Origin of the sequence: Trinickia symbiotica (assembly GCF_002934455.1) — a bacterium.
GTDB classification, from domain to species: domain Bacteria; phylum Pseudomonadota; class Gammaproteobacteria; order Burkholderiales; family Burkholderiaceae; genus Trinickia; species Trinickia symbiotica.
In genome coordinates, this window is the sequence record NZ_PTIR01000003.1 from 111,900 (window position 1) to 125,038 (window position 13,139).

The 13,139-nt window shown below is 62.0% G+C and carries 11 protein-coding genes; 2 read left to right on the forward strand and 9 right to left on the reverse strand.

What is annotated here, in order from left to right; translation table 11 throughout:
* Positions 1–15 precede the first annotated feature (15 nt).
* Positions 16–1,548, reverse strand: coding sequence for a sensor histidine kinase (locus B0G57_RS06675; RefSeq protein ID WP_223258628.1), 1,533 nt, complete (start codon positions 1,546–1,548; stop codon positions 16–18).
* Between the two features lie 530 nt (positions 1,549–2,078).
* On the opposite strand from B0G57_RS06675, the gene B0G57_RS06680 reads away from it, so the two are divergent.
* Positions 2,079–2,453: a DUF3564 family protein gene (locus B0G57_RS06680; RefSeq protein ID WP_102607092.1), complete on the forward strand. Its 375-nt coding sequence runs from the start codon at positions 2,079–2,081 to the stop codon at positions 2,451–2,453.
* Between the two features lie 104 nt (positions 2,454–2,557).
* On the opposite strand, the gene B0G57_RS06685 is transcribed toward B0G57_RS06680, so the two are convergent.
* Positions 2,558–3,016, reverse strand: a complete 459-nt coding sequence (locus B0G57_RS06685; RefSeq protein ID WP_102606897.1) for a universal stress protein — start codon at positions 3,014–3,016, stop codon at positions 2,558–2,560.
* A gap of 261 nt (positions 3,017–3,277) precedes the next feature.
* On the opposite strand from B0G57_RS06685, the gene B0G57_RS06690 reads away from it, so the two are divergent.
* The gene (locus B0G57_RS06690) at positions 3,278–3,886 is read left to right on the forward strand and encodes a hemerythrin domain-containing protein (protein ID WP_223258629.1); all 609 of its coding nucleotides are present in this window, start codon (positions 3,278–3,280) and stop codon (positions 3,884–3,886) included.
* A gap of 100 nt (positions 3,887–3,986) precedes the next feature.
* Here B0G57_RS06690 and B0G57_RS06695 read toward each other — a convergent pair whose 3' ends face one another.
* The 7 genes from B0G57_RS06695 to B0G57_RS06725 are packed head-to-tail and all read right to left on the reverse strand — an operon-like array spanning position 3,987 to position 13,032.
* Positions 3,987–5,249 (reverse strand): MFS transporter, encoded by a 1,263-nt coding sequence (locus B0G57_RS06695; protein ID WP_102606898.1) that lies wholly within the window; start codon positions 5,247–5,249, stop codon positions 3,987–3,989.
* Positions 5,250–5,263: 14 nt separating this feature from the next.
* Positions 5,264–6,016, reverse strand: a complete 753-nt coding sequence (locus B0G57_RS06700; RefSeq protein ID WP_102607094.1) for a peptidylprolyl isomerase — start codon at positions 6,014–6,016, stop codon at positions 5,264–5,266.
* A gap of 55 nt (positions 6,017–6,071) precedes the next feature.
* On the reverse strand, positions 6,072–6,755 hold the full coding sequence (gene narI, locus B0G57_RS06705; RefSeq protein ID WP_102606899.1) for a respiratory nitrate reductase subunit gamma: 684 nt from the start codon (positions 6,753–6,755) through the stop codon (positions 6,072–6,074).
* 27 nt (positions 6,756–6,782) lie between these two features.
* Positions 6,783–7,478 carry a nitrate reductase molybdenum cofactor assembly chaperone gene (gene narJ, locus B0G57_RS06710; RefSeq protein ID WP_102606900.1) on the reverse strand — a complete coding sequence of 232 codons (696 nt, stop codon included), beginning with the start codon at positions 7,476–7,478 and terminating at the stop codon, positions 6,783–6,785.
* A 1-nt stretch (position 7,479) separates the two neighbouring features.
* Positions 7,480–9,006 (reverse strand): nitrate reductase subunit beta, encoded by a 1,527-nt coding sequence (gene narH / locus B0G57_RS06715; RefSeq protein WP_102606901.1) that lies wholly within the window; start codon positions 9,004–9,006, stop codon positions 7,480–7,482.
* Positions 9,003–12,749 carry a nitrate reductase subunit alpha gene (locus B0G57_RS06720; protein ID WP_102606902.1) on the reverse strand — a complete coding sequence of 1,249 codons (3,747 nt, stop codon included), beginning with the start codon at positions 12,747–12,749 and terminating at the stop codon, positions 9,003–9,005. The genes narH and B0G57_RS06720 overlap by 4 nt, the downstream gene beginning before the upstream one ends.
* Before the next feature lie 34 nt (positions 12,750–12,783).
* A complete protein-coding gene (locus B0G57_RS06725) occupies positions 12,784–13,032 on the reverse strand; it encodes a UDP-glucose 4-epimerase (protein WP_102606903.1) in 249 nt (82 codons plus the stop codon).
* Positions 13,033–13,139 lie beyond the last annotated feature (107 nt).

Below are 13,139 nucleotides of genomic sequence, written 5' to 3' on the forward strand. Positions count from 1 at the left end.
TGAGTTGTGTCGAGCTCAAACGTTCCGGCCCGCCTTGGCACTCAGCGTAAAAAAGAACGTGGTACCGCTGCCAGGCGCTGACTCGACCCAAATGCGGCCACCATGCTGCTCGACAATTCGCTTGCACAACGCAAGTCCTAATCCCGTGCCCGGATATTGGGCCCGCGAATGCAGGCGCTGGAAAATGAGAAATATGCGCTCGAAGTATTGAGGATCGATTCCGATCCCGTTGTCCCTTACCGAGATCACCCAATCGTCGCCTTGACGCTGCGCGCCGATGTCGATTTGCACTGGGCGGTCCTCGTATCGAAACTTGAGCGCATTTCCCACCAGATTCTGAAAGAGCAGCGTGAGCTGTGTGGGAATGGCCATTGCGGTGGGAAGCTCCCCGCGATTGACTACGGCGCCCGACTCCTGAAGAACGACGCTCAAGCTCTTGAGCGCCTGATCCAGGGCCTCCCCGCAGTCGGTCAACTGGTGCGCGGTACCGGTTCGGCCTACGCGCGAATAAGCGAGCAGATCGTCGATCAGCTTCTGCATACGCGTCGCGCCGTCCACCGCGTGCGCAATGAATTCGTCGGCACGTGCATCCAGTTGCCCTTGATATCGGCGTTGCAGAAGTTGCAAAGGCCCCGCGACGGCGCGCAGCGGTTCCTGGAGATCATGCGAGGCCACGTACGCAAACTGTTCGAGATCGTGATTGGAGCGGGCCAGTTCCTCCGTCCTTTTCAGCAGTTCGTGCTCCGCGCGCTTGCGCTGCGTGATGTCCGCGATGGCAGCGAGGACGAACACCTCCTCCGAGGTCCGCACGGGATTCAGCCCGATTTCAACCGGAAATTCCGAACCATCCTTGCGACGTCCGTAAAGATCGCGGCCCGAGCCCATCGGCCGAGGCTGCAACTCGTCGAAATACGCTTCGCGATAGCTGTGGTGTCCGCCACGCAAACGCTCTGGTACCAGTATTTCGATAGGCTTCCCGAAGAGTTCCTCGCGGGCATAGGCGAACAGCTTCTCCGTCTGCGAATTGACGAGCACGATCCGCCCCTCGCGATCCACCATCACCATTGCGTTGGGTGCCGCTTCCACCACTTGACGGAAACGCTCCTCCAGCCGCCTGCGCTCGGTAATATCGGCGATTGCGGCGAGGATGAATACTCCCTCGTCTGTCGTGACCGGATTCAGTCCGATTTCGACCGGGAATTCCGAGCCGTCTTTGCGCAGGGCGAAGAGATCGCGGCCGATGCCCATGGGGCGACTTTTCAGATCGGCGTAAAACGCACGACGGTATCCAGCGTGGGCGGCACGAAAGCGCTCCGGCACCAGGCGATCGACGCTGATCGCGAGCAGCTCCTCGCGTGAATAGCCGAAAAGCTTCTCCATCTGTGCGTTACCGAAGAGAATACGGCCGTCTTGGTCCGCCATCACCATGGCGTTAGGGGCCGCCTCCACGACCTGTTGGAAGAGTTGCTGGGGCAGACCGGCCAGCGGCTTGCGGGGATCCAATTCAGTCTCCGGCGATTCATATTCGGCTTGACTGTCGTAACGCACAGTCGGCAACCTTCAGTTCAGCAAAATTGACGCTGTCACGCGATTTTATAACCGCGCTGAACGCAGCGGTGTGCTGACTCGTACAGAACCCGGTCAACATAGGAAGGCGACGGGCGACCGCGCGGAACCGACTGTCAGGCCGGCTTTCCTCCACCCTTTCGGAAGGGATTTATACCCCTCGCAAGGGGTCGCCGAAACCCCGGCCATCAGGCCGGCATCCCAGCTCGCCGCCCTGACCGCCAGGTTTCAGGGAGGCTGGCATAAGTATGACGAAGGACCCTAGGTGCGTCCGATGACGCCCCAGCCCGCTTTCGGCGGACACGACGCGCTCCCATAGTTGATTGACGCCGGTCAATCGGATCGAGATGGCCACCCCTAAACTGAATTGTGCGGCATGCCAATGCCGATCGGGCGGAGCGAAAAGGCGATAGTTGCTTCCAAAGCGCGCATTCGCCGACCGACCGGATCTCGAGTCATTACGCGCATGGAATCGGCGGGATCGCCGCTCTTGCGAGCAGGAGGGCAACATCATGCGAATTACCATCCATCTCGGGATGTTCGATCGTATCGACCCGACGAGCTATGCCATTCTCTGGCTAGATGACGACTCACTCAGGTGGTCGCGAGAATCCCACATGGGATTGCCACTGCCTGGATGGGGAAACCTGCGGCTGAACGCCGAAAGCGCCGTGCTTTCCGGAGCACACGATGGCTGGCCACGGTGCGTGCTGCAAGGTCTTCAGTTGCGCCGGCACGGTGGACCATTCGAGGGTGAAACAGGATGCGCTCTTTGGTACGAGCGTAACGGATCGGCCGCCAAGACGGGTTCGTGGCACGTGCAATGTGTCGACGACACCTCGACTCGGGCCGAATCGAGCGTGTTCGCTGACGAGAACGGCGGATGACGAACGGCGCTTGTCATTCGCGGCAATTATGACCTCGCAGCCAACGGTCGACGGCTGATCGCCCTCAATTGCGGCTGCGAGTCGCTTCGCCTTCCGGCGTGGCGTTATGTGCTTTCTTCGTCGTTTTCAGCCCGCACGACCAGGACAGGACGAGTCGAAAAGGTCAGAAATCGCGCTGCCACGCTGCCGTGCATCAATCGTTTGACGCCACGTCGGCCGTGCGTGCCCATGACCACTAGATCAGCCGCGCAACGCGATGCGCAGCGCTCCAGGCAACTCGCTATGTCATCGCCTGTCCCATTCGTCTCGACGAGTTCTTCCTCGCTTGCGATTCCGGCCGATCGAAGGACGTCGCGCGCTTCCGCAAGGATTATGTGACCCGCTCTGTTGCCCTTCAAGGCCTGCGCATACGCCTCGCCGGATGCAAGAAGCGACTTCAGGTCGACGACATGGACCGCGAGCACCGACGCTTGCGTAAGCGCGGCGATGCGTGTCGCTTCCAGCGTGGCCCGCTTCGATGACGCGCTGCCGTCCACGGCAAGCATGATTCTTCGATAAGCCATGATGTTCCTCGCCTCCAAGGGTAGGGACGCTTGGCCACCCAATTGGCAACCGCGCCGCCTCAATGTCAGCATCGTGCAATGCGCCGCGCTTCGCATTGACGCCGATCATGTTCGAGGTCGATTCCCTCATCGGCGGCACGGGCATCGTTCCATCCGCGTGGCCGATTGGCGGTGGCCGACCTGGAGCCGCTTGACCTGTGTCAAAGCGACACACTTTTGCTTCCAATACTGTGAAGTTGAAGCATCTCGAACGAGGATGCCATGGAGCAGATTCACCGCTTTCAATTCTCGGAGCCATCCATGCACGCGATCATGCCCCGCAATGCCATTCAGGTCATTCTCAACGAGCACGGGCAACTCTCGGCGGTCATCGGCGGGATGCTGCGCTTCGTCGAGCGAGTCGAGGGTGGAGAACAGGTCCCAGGCATCATGGTGCTACGCGCGATGCTCTACTACATTCGCGAGTACCCCGAGCAAGTCCATCATCCGAAGGAGGACGTCCACCTTTTTCCGCCTCTATCCGGACGCTCGCCCGAGCTGGATGCCGTCATCCGGAAGCTCAGGTCTCAACATGCCGAAGACGAAAGGCTCGTGCGCGCGCTCGAGGACGCGTTGACGCGCTACGAGCTCAAAGGCGAGCCAGCGTTCGCCGAAGTGCGCGATCGCGTTCAAGCGTTCGCCGAATTTTACTTCGAGCATATGCGTCTCGAGGAAGAGGTCGTTCTACCAGCCGCGCGCCGGCTACTGACGAACGCGGAGTGGGAAAAAATCGACACCGGCTTCGGCACGAACCGCGACCCGTTCGAAGGAAGCGAGCTCGAAGACGACCTCGAGCGGCTGTTCGAGATGATTGTCCACATCCTCCCCTGATGCGATGTCTCCCTGCGTATCCCAGATCGCACGCGCCTTCTTTCTCTTTCGCGCGGGAACCGAAGCCATCAGTCCAGTCGACGCCAAGAACTTCGCGGAACTACCCGATGACCCGCATGCGCCGCACTTCTGACAGATAGATCAGAGTCAGCGAGACCCAGACAATTCCGTAAAGGAACATGAAGCAAGTCGACCGTACGCGAAACACATCCAGCAACGCGCCGAAGAAAATCGGCAACAGGAATCCGCCAAGGCCCCCAGCAAGTCCCACGACGCCGGTCACGATCCCCATGTTGTCCGGAAAGTCGTCCGCGACGTACTTGAACGTCGATGCCATGCCGAACGCGAACACGATGCCCAAAATAAATGATATCGCGACGAATCCACCGACCGGCATGGCAATGCGCAGTGTGGTCGAGCCGTCGATTGTATGGATGACGAGGTCGGTGGCCGGATAGGAGAGCACGAACAGGCACATCCAAGCGATCCAGAGCCCCCACCATGTCACCGCATGCGCACCGAACCGATCGGCCAGCGCACCGCCGAGCGCGCGCAGCACCGAGCCGGGCAATGCGAATCCGGCAGCAAACGCCGATGCGGCGACAAGCGTCATGCCGTATTCGCTTTTCAGGTACTGAGGGATCCACAGGGACAGCGCCGTGAACCCGCCGAACGTGATTGAGTAATACTGGCACAGGCGCCACACCCGCGGATCGCGAATCACGCGGAACGAATCGAGCCACGATCCCTTGGCCTTGCCGGCGCCCGGATCGGGCGCCGAGGCCAGCCAAAAGATCACGGCCGTAGCGACGAGCGCGACAGCATACGCTTTCGGCACGAAGCGCCAGCCGTACGCCGCCTGCAGCGACGGCGTAACGAAGAGGTTGATCGCCGCGCCGACGGTGCCCGCGCCGAACACGCCCATTGCAAAGCCTCGACGCTCTGGCGGAAAGAAGCGTGCGACGTAGGGCGTGCCGACCGCGAACGACGCACCGACGCAGCCGAGGAAGAGACCGATCAGCAGGAATTGCCAGAGCTGCGTTGCATAGCTCACCGCGAACACAGGCACTGCGCAGACCAACAGCAGCGTCGTCATTACGATTCGGCCGCCGAAGCGATCCGTCCAGGCGCCAAGCGGGAGCCGCATCAAAGCGCCCGTAAGCACAGGGGTCGATGTCAACAGACCGAATTCCGTGCCGTTCAGATGCAGGTCCTCGCGAAGCTGCACGCCGAGAACACCGAACATCATCCAGACTATGAAGCACATCATGAAGGCAAGCGTGCTCGCGAAAAGCACACTCCATGCGCGCGTCGTCACAGCATGTCCATTTACGCCCACCACCGCATCGCCCTGAAAATCCATACCCGTTCTCCCGATCATTGCACCAGTGGACTGTTCGTGCCGCGCAACTCGACGCCGTCAAGGCGCGCGCCGCCCGCGAGGACCGACAGGTACTGCCGCATCGCGTTGCGGCGTACTTGCTCCGACAGGAAGGCGGCAATTGCGCCGGCAAGTTCGGCGAACGGAATCGTGTCGCCTTCCACCCGGCGATCCACGCGGACGATATGGAATCCGAATCGCGTGTTGACGAGACGGCGCAGCACGCCGACGTCCCGCGTGTCGAAGAGGGCCGACTCGAACTCGGGCACGGCGTCGCCGCGCATCAGTTGCCCCAGACTGCCTCCCATGCCGGCGGATGGGCAATTCGACATCTCGCGCGCCACGGCCTCGAATGTCGCCGGCGCGGCAAGCACACCTGCGAGGGCGGCTTCGGCGCGTTGCCTCAACGGGGCAAGCGGCACGCCATTCGTCAGGGCGAACAGGATGTGGCTCGCATAGACGATCTCGTTTCGGCGAAATCGCGCCGCATGCCGCTCGTGGTAGCGCTCGCACGCTTCCCGGTCTGCGTCCGGCAGATGCGTCAATTCTCGTGCGAGCAGCGCATCGATCGTTTCGTCGCCGATGGGCGCATCTTCGCCGATGAGTCCCAGTGCGACGGCGCGCTGCCTCAGTAGCTCGCGCACGGCCAGTGCCCGTCGGGCCGCTTCGAGAGGATCGGGCGCTTGAGCGTGATAAGCGCTTTCAGCCGCGATCGTCTCGGCGTCGAATTCGACACCGTTGATGCACATGCATCCCGCGGCCAGCCCCGATTGGGTTCTAAGCTTGTCGATCATCGTCATCCTCTCAACGCTTACGCACTATCTGGTACGGGCGAATGACGTAGGCAAGCGACGCGATGCCGCTCCAGATATGCACCATCCGCGTAAAAGGCGACACGAGAAAAATCGTGAAGCCGAGCAGGATGTGCAGCCGGTACGTCAGCGGCATGCCCGCGAGCAAGCTCGCGACATCCGGTCGGAACGTGACGATGCCCTTCACGTAGTCGGTCAGTTGCTCGAACAGGGCGCCGTCCATGTGGCGCATCGACAGGACGACCGTTCCGAGCCCGAGCGCGAGCTGGGCCCACAGCATCAGCACAATCGCGATGTCGGAATTCCGGCTGTTGCGCCTGATGCGTGGATCGCCAAGCCGCCGCACGATCAGAATCGTCAGGCCGACGATCGCAACGGCGCCCGCCGCGCCACCCGCGACCATCGCGATAAGCTGGTGCCCCGACGCCGAAAGAAACGGCGACACGAGCCAGTGCGGCGCGAGAAACCCCGCGAAATGTCCGAGCACGACGATGAGCACGCCCCAATGGAACAGATTGCTGCCGACCCGGAGCGCACGACGCCGCAACAGCTGCGACGAATCGCTTTTCCATGTGTACTGCTCTCGATCGAAGCGGACCAGGCTGCCAATGATCAGGACGGCGAGACTAACGTACGGATAGATGCCGAAGAGAAACTGATGCAAGTAGTCGTTCATGACTTTCCCTCTATGGGCTGACGGTGACTACGTCTGCCGGCCCGGCCGTTTGTCGTAGAACCGTATCGTTTCTTCGGCGGGCGTCATCGCGCCCACAAAGCGCACCGGTTCATCTCCATAGGCGGCGTCGAGCGCGCGATAGTCGGCCGCGCTGGGTCGCTCGGCCTCAGCGTCGTCGTCCGGAAATGTCGGCGCGTCGATAGCGTCGGCACCCATCAGCGGCAATAGCGCGCCGACGACGAAGCTGTAATGACTGCCACGCCTGGCGAGCTGCTCCGCGATCGCGCGAAGAATGTCACCTGTCTCGCCGAGCAACGCACGCGCGTCGGGCGCAGGCAGCCGGGACAAGTACTCCAGGAACACCGGCAGGTAATCAGGCAACTCGCCGGGCCGCAGAAAGAGGCCGTGCTGCTCATACATCTGCAGCAGGTCCACCATCGCCTGGCCGCGGTCGCGCGACTCGCCATGAATGTGCTCGAACAGGTGCAGCGACGTCGACCGGCCCCGATCGAACAGTGCGACGTAATTCTCCTGAAGCGTCAGCAGGTCCCGTTCGCGCACATACTCGAAGAAGCGCTCGAGCCCGGCCTGCTCAGACCGCGGCGGACGCGCCAGGTCGCGCATCTGAAGTTCGATCGAATCCAGCGCATCGAGCAGCGCATCTTCCGGGTAATCGAGCAGCGCGGAAAATGCCGCATAGGTTGGGTCGGGTGCCGCACTCATCTCAGGACTCCTGCCGGATCGGAATCGTCTTCGCGCCTTTGCTCGGGCTGAACAGGCTCGCCTCGGAGCGCCCGTCCGAGCAGCCATTACCGAACGAGAAACCGCACGACGAGCGCAGCTCGAACGCGTCCTCTGCGTACTCGCGATGAGTCGTCGGAATCACGAACCGGTCTTCGTAGTTCGCGATCGCCAGATAGCGGTACATCTCCTCGACCTGTCCGCGCGACAGCCCGACCTGATCCAGTACGCCGGGCACGTCGAGGCCGTCGACATGTCGAGCGCGCATGAAGGCACGCATAGCGAGCAGCCGCTCGAGCGCCAGTTTCACCGGTGCCTCATCGCCCGCAGTCAGCAAGTTCGCCAAGTAGCGCAGTGGGATCCGCAACGATTCGACATCGGGCAGATAACCGTTCATTCCGAGCGTGCCGCTCGTCGCCGCCGCGTTGATCGGCGACAGTGGCGGCACGTACCAGACCATCGGCAGCGTCCTGTATTCCGGATGCAGCGGAAATGCGATCCGCCAGTCGATCGCCATCTTGTACGCGGGAGAGCGCCGCGCCGCGTCGAGCCAAGCGGCCGGCACACCATCGCATTGCGCCTGAGCGAGCACTTCAGGGTCGTTCGGATCCAGGAACAGCGAGAGCTGAGCATCGTAGAGATCGGCTTCCTGCTCGACACTGGCCGCATCGGCAATTCGGTCGGCGTCGTACAGCAGCACGCCCAAGTAGCGAATCCGCCCTACGCAGGTTTCCGAACAGACCGTCGGCTGGCCAGCCTCGATGCGCGGATAGCAGAAGATGCACTTCTCGGCCTTGCCGCTCTGCCAGTTGTAGTAGATCTTCTTGTATGGACAGCCCGACACGCACATCCGCCAACCGCGGCATTTGTCCTGGTCGATCAGCACGATGCCGTCTTCCTCGCGCTTGTAGATCGAGCCGGACGGACACGCGGCGACGCACGCCGGATTCAGGCAGTGCTCGCACAGCCGCGGCAGATACATCATGAAGGTGTTCTCGAACTGCCCGTAGATCTCCTTCTGCACTGCGTCGAAGTTGTAGTCCTTGGCGCGCTTTTCAAACTCGCCTCCGAGGATCTCCTCCCAGTTCGGCCCCCATTCGATCTTCTCGAGCCGCTCGCCACTCACGAGCGAACGCGGCCGCGCCACGGGCATCGCGCGCGCGTCGCCTGCCTCCTGCAGATGTGCGTAATCGAACGTGAACGGTTCATAGTAGTCGTCGATCTCCGGCAAATGAGGATTCGCGAAGATCTTCGCGAGCACTCGCCATTTATTGCCGATGCGCGGCTCGATCGTGCCGTTGGCGCGGAGCGTCCAGCCACCGCGCCAGCGATCCTGGTTCTCCCACTCCTTCGGATAGCCAATGCCCGGCTTCGTCTCCACGTTGTTGAACCACGCGTACTCCATACCTTCGCGGCTCGTCCAGACGTTTTTGCAAGTCACGGAGCATGTATGGCAGCCAATGCACTTGTCGAGATTCAGGACCATCGCGATCTGCGCGCGCACTTTCATGACTTCTCTCCTTCATCGGCTTCCCCATCGAGCCAATCGACCCGGTTCATCTTGCGGACGATCAGGAACTCATCCCGATTCGAACCGACCGTTCCGTAGTAGTTGAAGCCGTACGAGAGTTGCGCATAGCCGCCGATCATATGCGTCGGCTTGAGCGCGACGCGCGTCACCGAGTTGTGGATGCCGCCACGCGTGCCGGTGATTTCCGAGCCGGGCGTGTTCACGATCTTTTCCTGGGCGTGATACATCATCGCCATGCCGGATGGCACCCGCTGACTGACGACAGCCCGCGCGCACAGCGCGCCGTTCGAGTTGTAGCATTCGATCCAGTCGTTATCGACGGCGCCGATCGCCTTCGCATCGTCTTCGGAAATCCAGACGATCGGTCCGCCACGCGATAGCGTCAGCATCAGCAGGTTGTCGGTGTACGTGCTGTGAATCCCCCACTTTTGATGCGGTGTGAGGAAGTTCAGGACCCTCTCCGGATTGCCGTTGGACCGCGTGCCGAGCATCTGAGCGTAGCTGCCGGTGTCGACGGGCGGTTTATAGACGCAAAGCGACTCGCCGAACGCGCGCATCCACGGATGATCCTGATAGAGTTGCTGGCGTCCGCTCAGCGTGCGCCACGGCACCAGCTCGTGGACATTGACATAGCCCGCGTTGTACGAGACCCGCTCGGACTCGATCCCACTCCAGGTCGGCGATGAGATGATCTTGCGAGGCTGCGACTGGAGGTCGCGAAAGCGGATCTTCTCGTCGGCGCGCGCCTCGGCTAGATGGGTGTGGTCGATGCCGGTGATTTCCGACAGCGCGCGCCACGCCTTCACCGCAACTTCGCCGTTGGTTTCGGGCGCAAGCGACAGAATCACCTCGGCGGCGTCGAGCGCCGTATCGATGCGCGGACGGCCTTGCGTTGCCCCCTCCTCCGCCACCCGATAGTTGAGCTCGGCGAGAAGCTCGACTTCTTCCTTCGTGTCCCAGCCGATTCCCTTGCCGCCATTGCCAAGGCGATCCATCAACGGACCCAGCGATGTGAAACGACGGTACGTGTTCGGGTAGTCTCGCTCGACAAGCGTCACTGACGGCATCGTTCGGCCCGGAACCGCTTCGCACTCCCCGCGCTTCCAATCCCGTACATCGAATGGCTGCGCGAGCTCGCCCGGCGTGTCATGCGCGATCGGCGCCAGCACGACGTCGCGCTCGACGCCGAGATGCCCATCGCTCAATTCGGAAAAGCGTTTAGCGATCCCCTTGAAGATCTCCCAGTCGCTTTTCGACTGCCAGGCCGGATCGACCGCGGCCGATAGCGGGTGAACGAACGGATGCATGTCGGACGTGTTCATGTCGTCTTTCTCGTACCATGTCGCCGTCGGCAGCACGATGTCCGAGTACATGCAGGTCGTTGACATGCGGAAGTCCAGCGTGACGAGCAGGTCGAGCTTGCCGCGCGGCGCGTCATCGCGCCAAATCACCTCTTGGGGGCGCGGCGCGCCTGTCTTGCCGAGGTCATCGCCCTGCACCCCATGCGTCGTGCCGAGCAGGTGTTTGAGGAAGTATTCATGGCCCTTGCCGGACGAGCCGAGCAGGTTCGAGCGCCAGACGAAGAGGTTGCGCGGAAAGTTGTCCGGCGCATCAGGGTCCTCGCAAGCCATCTTCAGCTCGCCGGACACGAGCCGGGTCGCGACCTCGGCCGCCGCTTGTGTCGGATCAGTCAGGCGTGCACCGATGCGCAGGGGATTCCCATCCAGTTGTGGCGCGGACGGCAGCCACCCCATGCGCTCAGCGCGGATGTTGTAGTCGATAGGCCGGCCGTCGTAGCGCGTCTTGTCGGCAAGCGACGACAGCAGGGAGCCAGGATCCATCGGGTCGTAGCGCCACTGGTCGGTGTGCGCATAGAAGAACGACGTCGCGTTCATCTGCCGCGGCGGTCGGTTCCAGTCCAGCGCGAACGCGAGCGCGGTCCAACCCGTTTGCGGACGCAGCTTCTCCTGGCCCACATAGTGTGACCAGCCGCCGCCCGGCTTACCCACGCAACCGCACATGATCAGCATGTTGATGATCGCGCGGTAGGCCATGTCCATATGGAACCAGTGGTTGATGCCCGCGCCGATGATCACCATCGATTTGCCGCGTGTCTTCTCCGCGTTCTCCGCGAACTGCCGCGCCACCGCGATAACGTCGGCGCGCTTCACGCCGGTGATCGCTTCCTGCCACGCTGGCGTGTAGGGTTGATCGTCATCGTAGCTCGCCGCAACGTCGCGACCGCCGAGGCCCTGGTCGAGCCCGTAGTTGGCGACGAAGAGGTCGTACACGGTCGCGACGAGCATTTCGCCGTCACGTGTGGCGACACGACGAATCCCCACCTTACGCGACAGCTCTGATCGATGCGACGTGTGATTGAAGTGTGCGTGCGGCTGATTGCCGAAGTATGGAAACAGCACGTCGGCCACCGCGTCGTGAGTGTCTTTGCAGGAGAGCCGAGGCGCGAGCGCCGCACCGCCTGACGTCCTCGACCGGAGATTCCACTTGCCCTTCTCCGCGTCGTTTTGCTGTCCCCAACGAAAGCCGACCGAGCCGAGCGGGATGACATAATCGCCCGTCGCATCGTCGATCATCACCGTCTTCCACTCGGGATGCGCCGTTTCGCCGAGCGCGTCGTCGAAATCGGATGCGCGCACGAGGCGGTCAGGAACGTAGCCGTCGCCGTGCGGCACGAGCCGCACAATGCACGGCATGTCCGTGTAGCGCTTGCAATAATCGACGAAATAGTCGCTCTTTCCGGCGGCCAAATGAAATTCCTTCAGGATCACATGGCCCATTGCGAGCGCGAGCGCCGCGTCCGTTCCCTGTTTCGGATGCAGCCACAGATCGCCGAACTTTGCGCCTTCGGCATAATCGGGGAACACCGAAACGACCTTCGTGCCGCGATATCGCGCCTCGACGAGGAAGTGCGCGTCCGGCGTGCGCGTCTGCGGGACATTGGAGCCCCACATGATGATGAACGTCGAGTTGTACCAGTCGGCCGATTCGGGCACGTCCGTCTGTTCGCCCCACGTCTGCGGAGACGCCGGTGGCAGATCGCAATACCAATCGTAGAAGCTGAGGCACACGCCACCGATCAGCGATAGATAGCGCGAGCCGGCCGCATACGACACCATCGACATCGCAGGAATGGGCGAAAACCCCACGACGCGGTCCGGGCCATAGTGCGCGGCCGTGTATACGTTGGCCGCCGCGACGATCTCGTTCACCTCGTCCCAGGTCGAACGCACGAAGCCGCCCAGGCCGCGCCGGCTCTGGTATTCGCGGCGCGCATCGGCGTCTTCCACGATCGAGCGCCAGGCGTCGACGGGCGCGAGCGTCCGGCGGCGCTCGCGCCACTGCCGCACGAGCGCGCTGCGCACGAGCGGATACTTGAGGCGATTAGCGCTGTACAGATACCAGGAATAAGATGCGCCCCGCGAGCAGCCACGCGGCTCGTGGTTCGGCATATCCGGACGCGTGCGTGGATAATCGGTCTGCTGCGTCTCCCAGGTAACGATGCCGCCCTTCACATAGACCTTCCACGAGCATGAGCCTGTGCAGTTCACGCCATGCGTTGAACGGACGACCTTGTCATGCTGCCAGCGCTTGCGATAGCCGTCCTCCCATCTCCGGTCCTCGTCGGTTACAGCACCGTGACCGTCCGAGAACTGCGGTCTCGATGTCGTGAAATAGCGCAGGCGGTCCAGGAAATGGCTCATGCAGGATCTCCGTCAGTCCTTCCATCCGATTTCATCACCCCTCTCCGCTACAAAGGATCGAGTGCGCCATTTTCCGTTCGATCCAGACTAATCCCTCGTGCAAGCCATCGAGCACCGCTTCCCGCTCCGTCTCGAAGACCCGGTGATGCTTGAACTGGTGCGCGAATTTCCGCGTTTCATCGCTGTGCTCAACCTCGATCGCGCAGGTGAAACCACCGGGTACCGGATCGACCCTGGCCGAAACCGCCCAATCGCTGTCGCTGACCTTTCCTGACATCGTCATAATGAATGCCTCGTTGGTGCCCGACGTCTTGTGGTGTCAAGCGAATTCCCCTGAACCGCAAGAAGTGCTCGGCAGTTCACGCACCGCCGAGCCCGAAGACGTGGCGC

Coding starts and splice junctions, on each gene's coding strand:
- B0G57_RS06695 (WP_102606898.1), bottom strand. CDS start 5,249: ATGGATTTTCAGGGCGATGCGGTGGTGGGCGTAAATGGACATGCTGTG.
- B0G57_RS06720 (WP_102606902.1), bottom strand. CDS start 12,749: ATGAGCCATTTCCTGGACCGCCTGCGCTATTTCACGACATCGAGACCG.
- narJ (WP_102606900.1), bottom strand. CDS start 7,478: ATGAGTGCGGCACCCGACCCAACCTATGCGGCATTTTCCGCGCTGCTC.
- B0G57_RS06700 (WP_102607094.1), bottom strand. CDS start 6,016: ATGTGCATCAACGGTGTCGAATTCGACGCCGAGACGATCGCGGCTGAA.
- B0G57_RS06690 (WP_223258629.1), top strand. CDS start 3,278: ATGGAGCAGATTCACCGCTTTCAATTCTCGGAGCCATCCATGCACGCG.
- narH (WP_102606901.1), bottom strand. CDS start 9,006: ATGAAAGTGCGCGCGCAGATCGCGATGGTCCTGAATCTCGACAAGTGC.
- B0G57_RS06725 (WP_102606903.1), bottom strand. CDS start 13,032: ATGACGATGTCAGGAAAGGTCAGCGACAGCGATTGGGCGGTTTCGGCC.
- B0G57_RS06680 (WP_102607092.1), top strand. CDS start 2,079: ATGCGAATTACCATCCATCTCGGGATGTTCGATCGTATCGACCCGACG.
- B0G57_RS06685 (WP_102606897.1), bottom strand. CDS start 3,016: ATGGCTTATCGAAGAATCATGCTTGCCGTGGACGGCAGCGCGTCATCG.
- narI (WP_102606899.1), bottom strand. CDS start 6,755: ATGAACGACTACTTGCATCAGTTTCTCTTCGGCATCTATCCGTACGTT.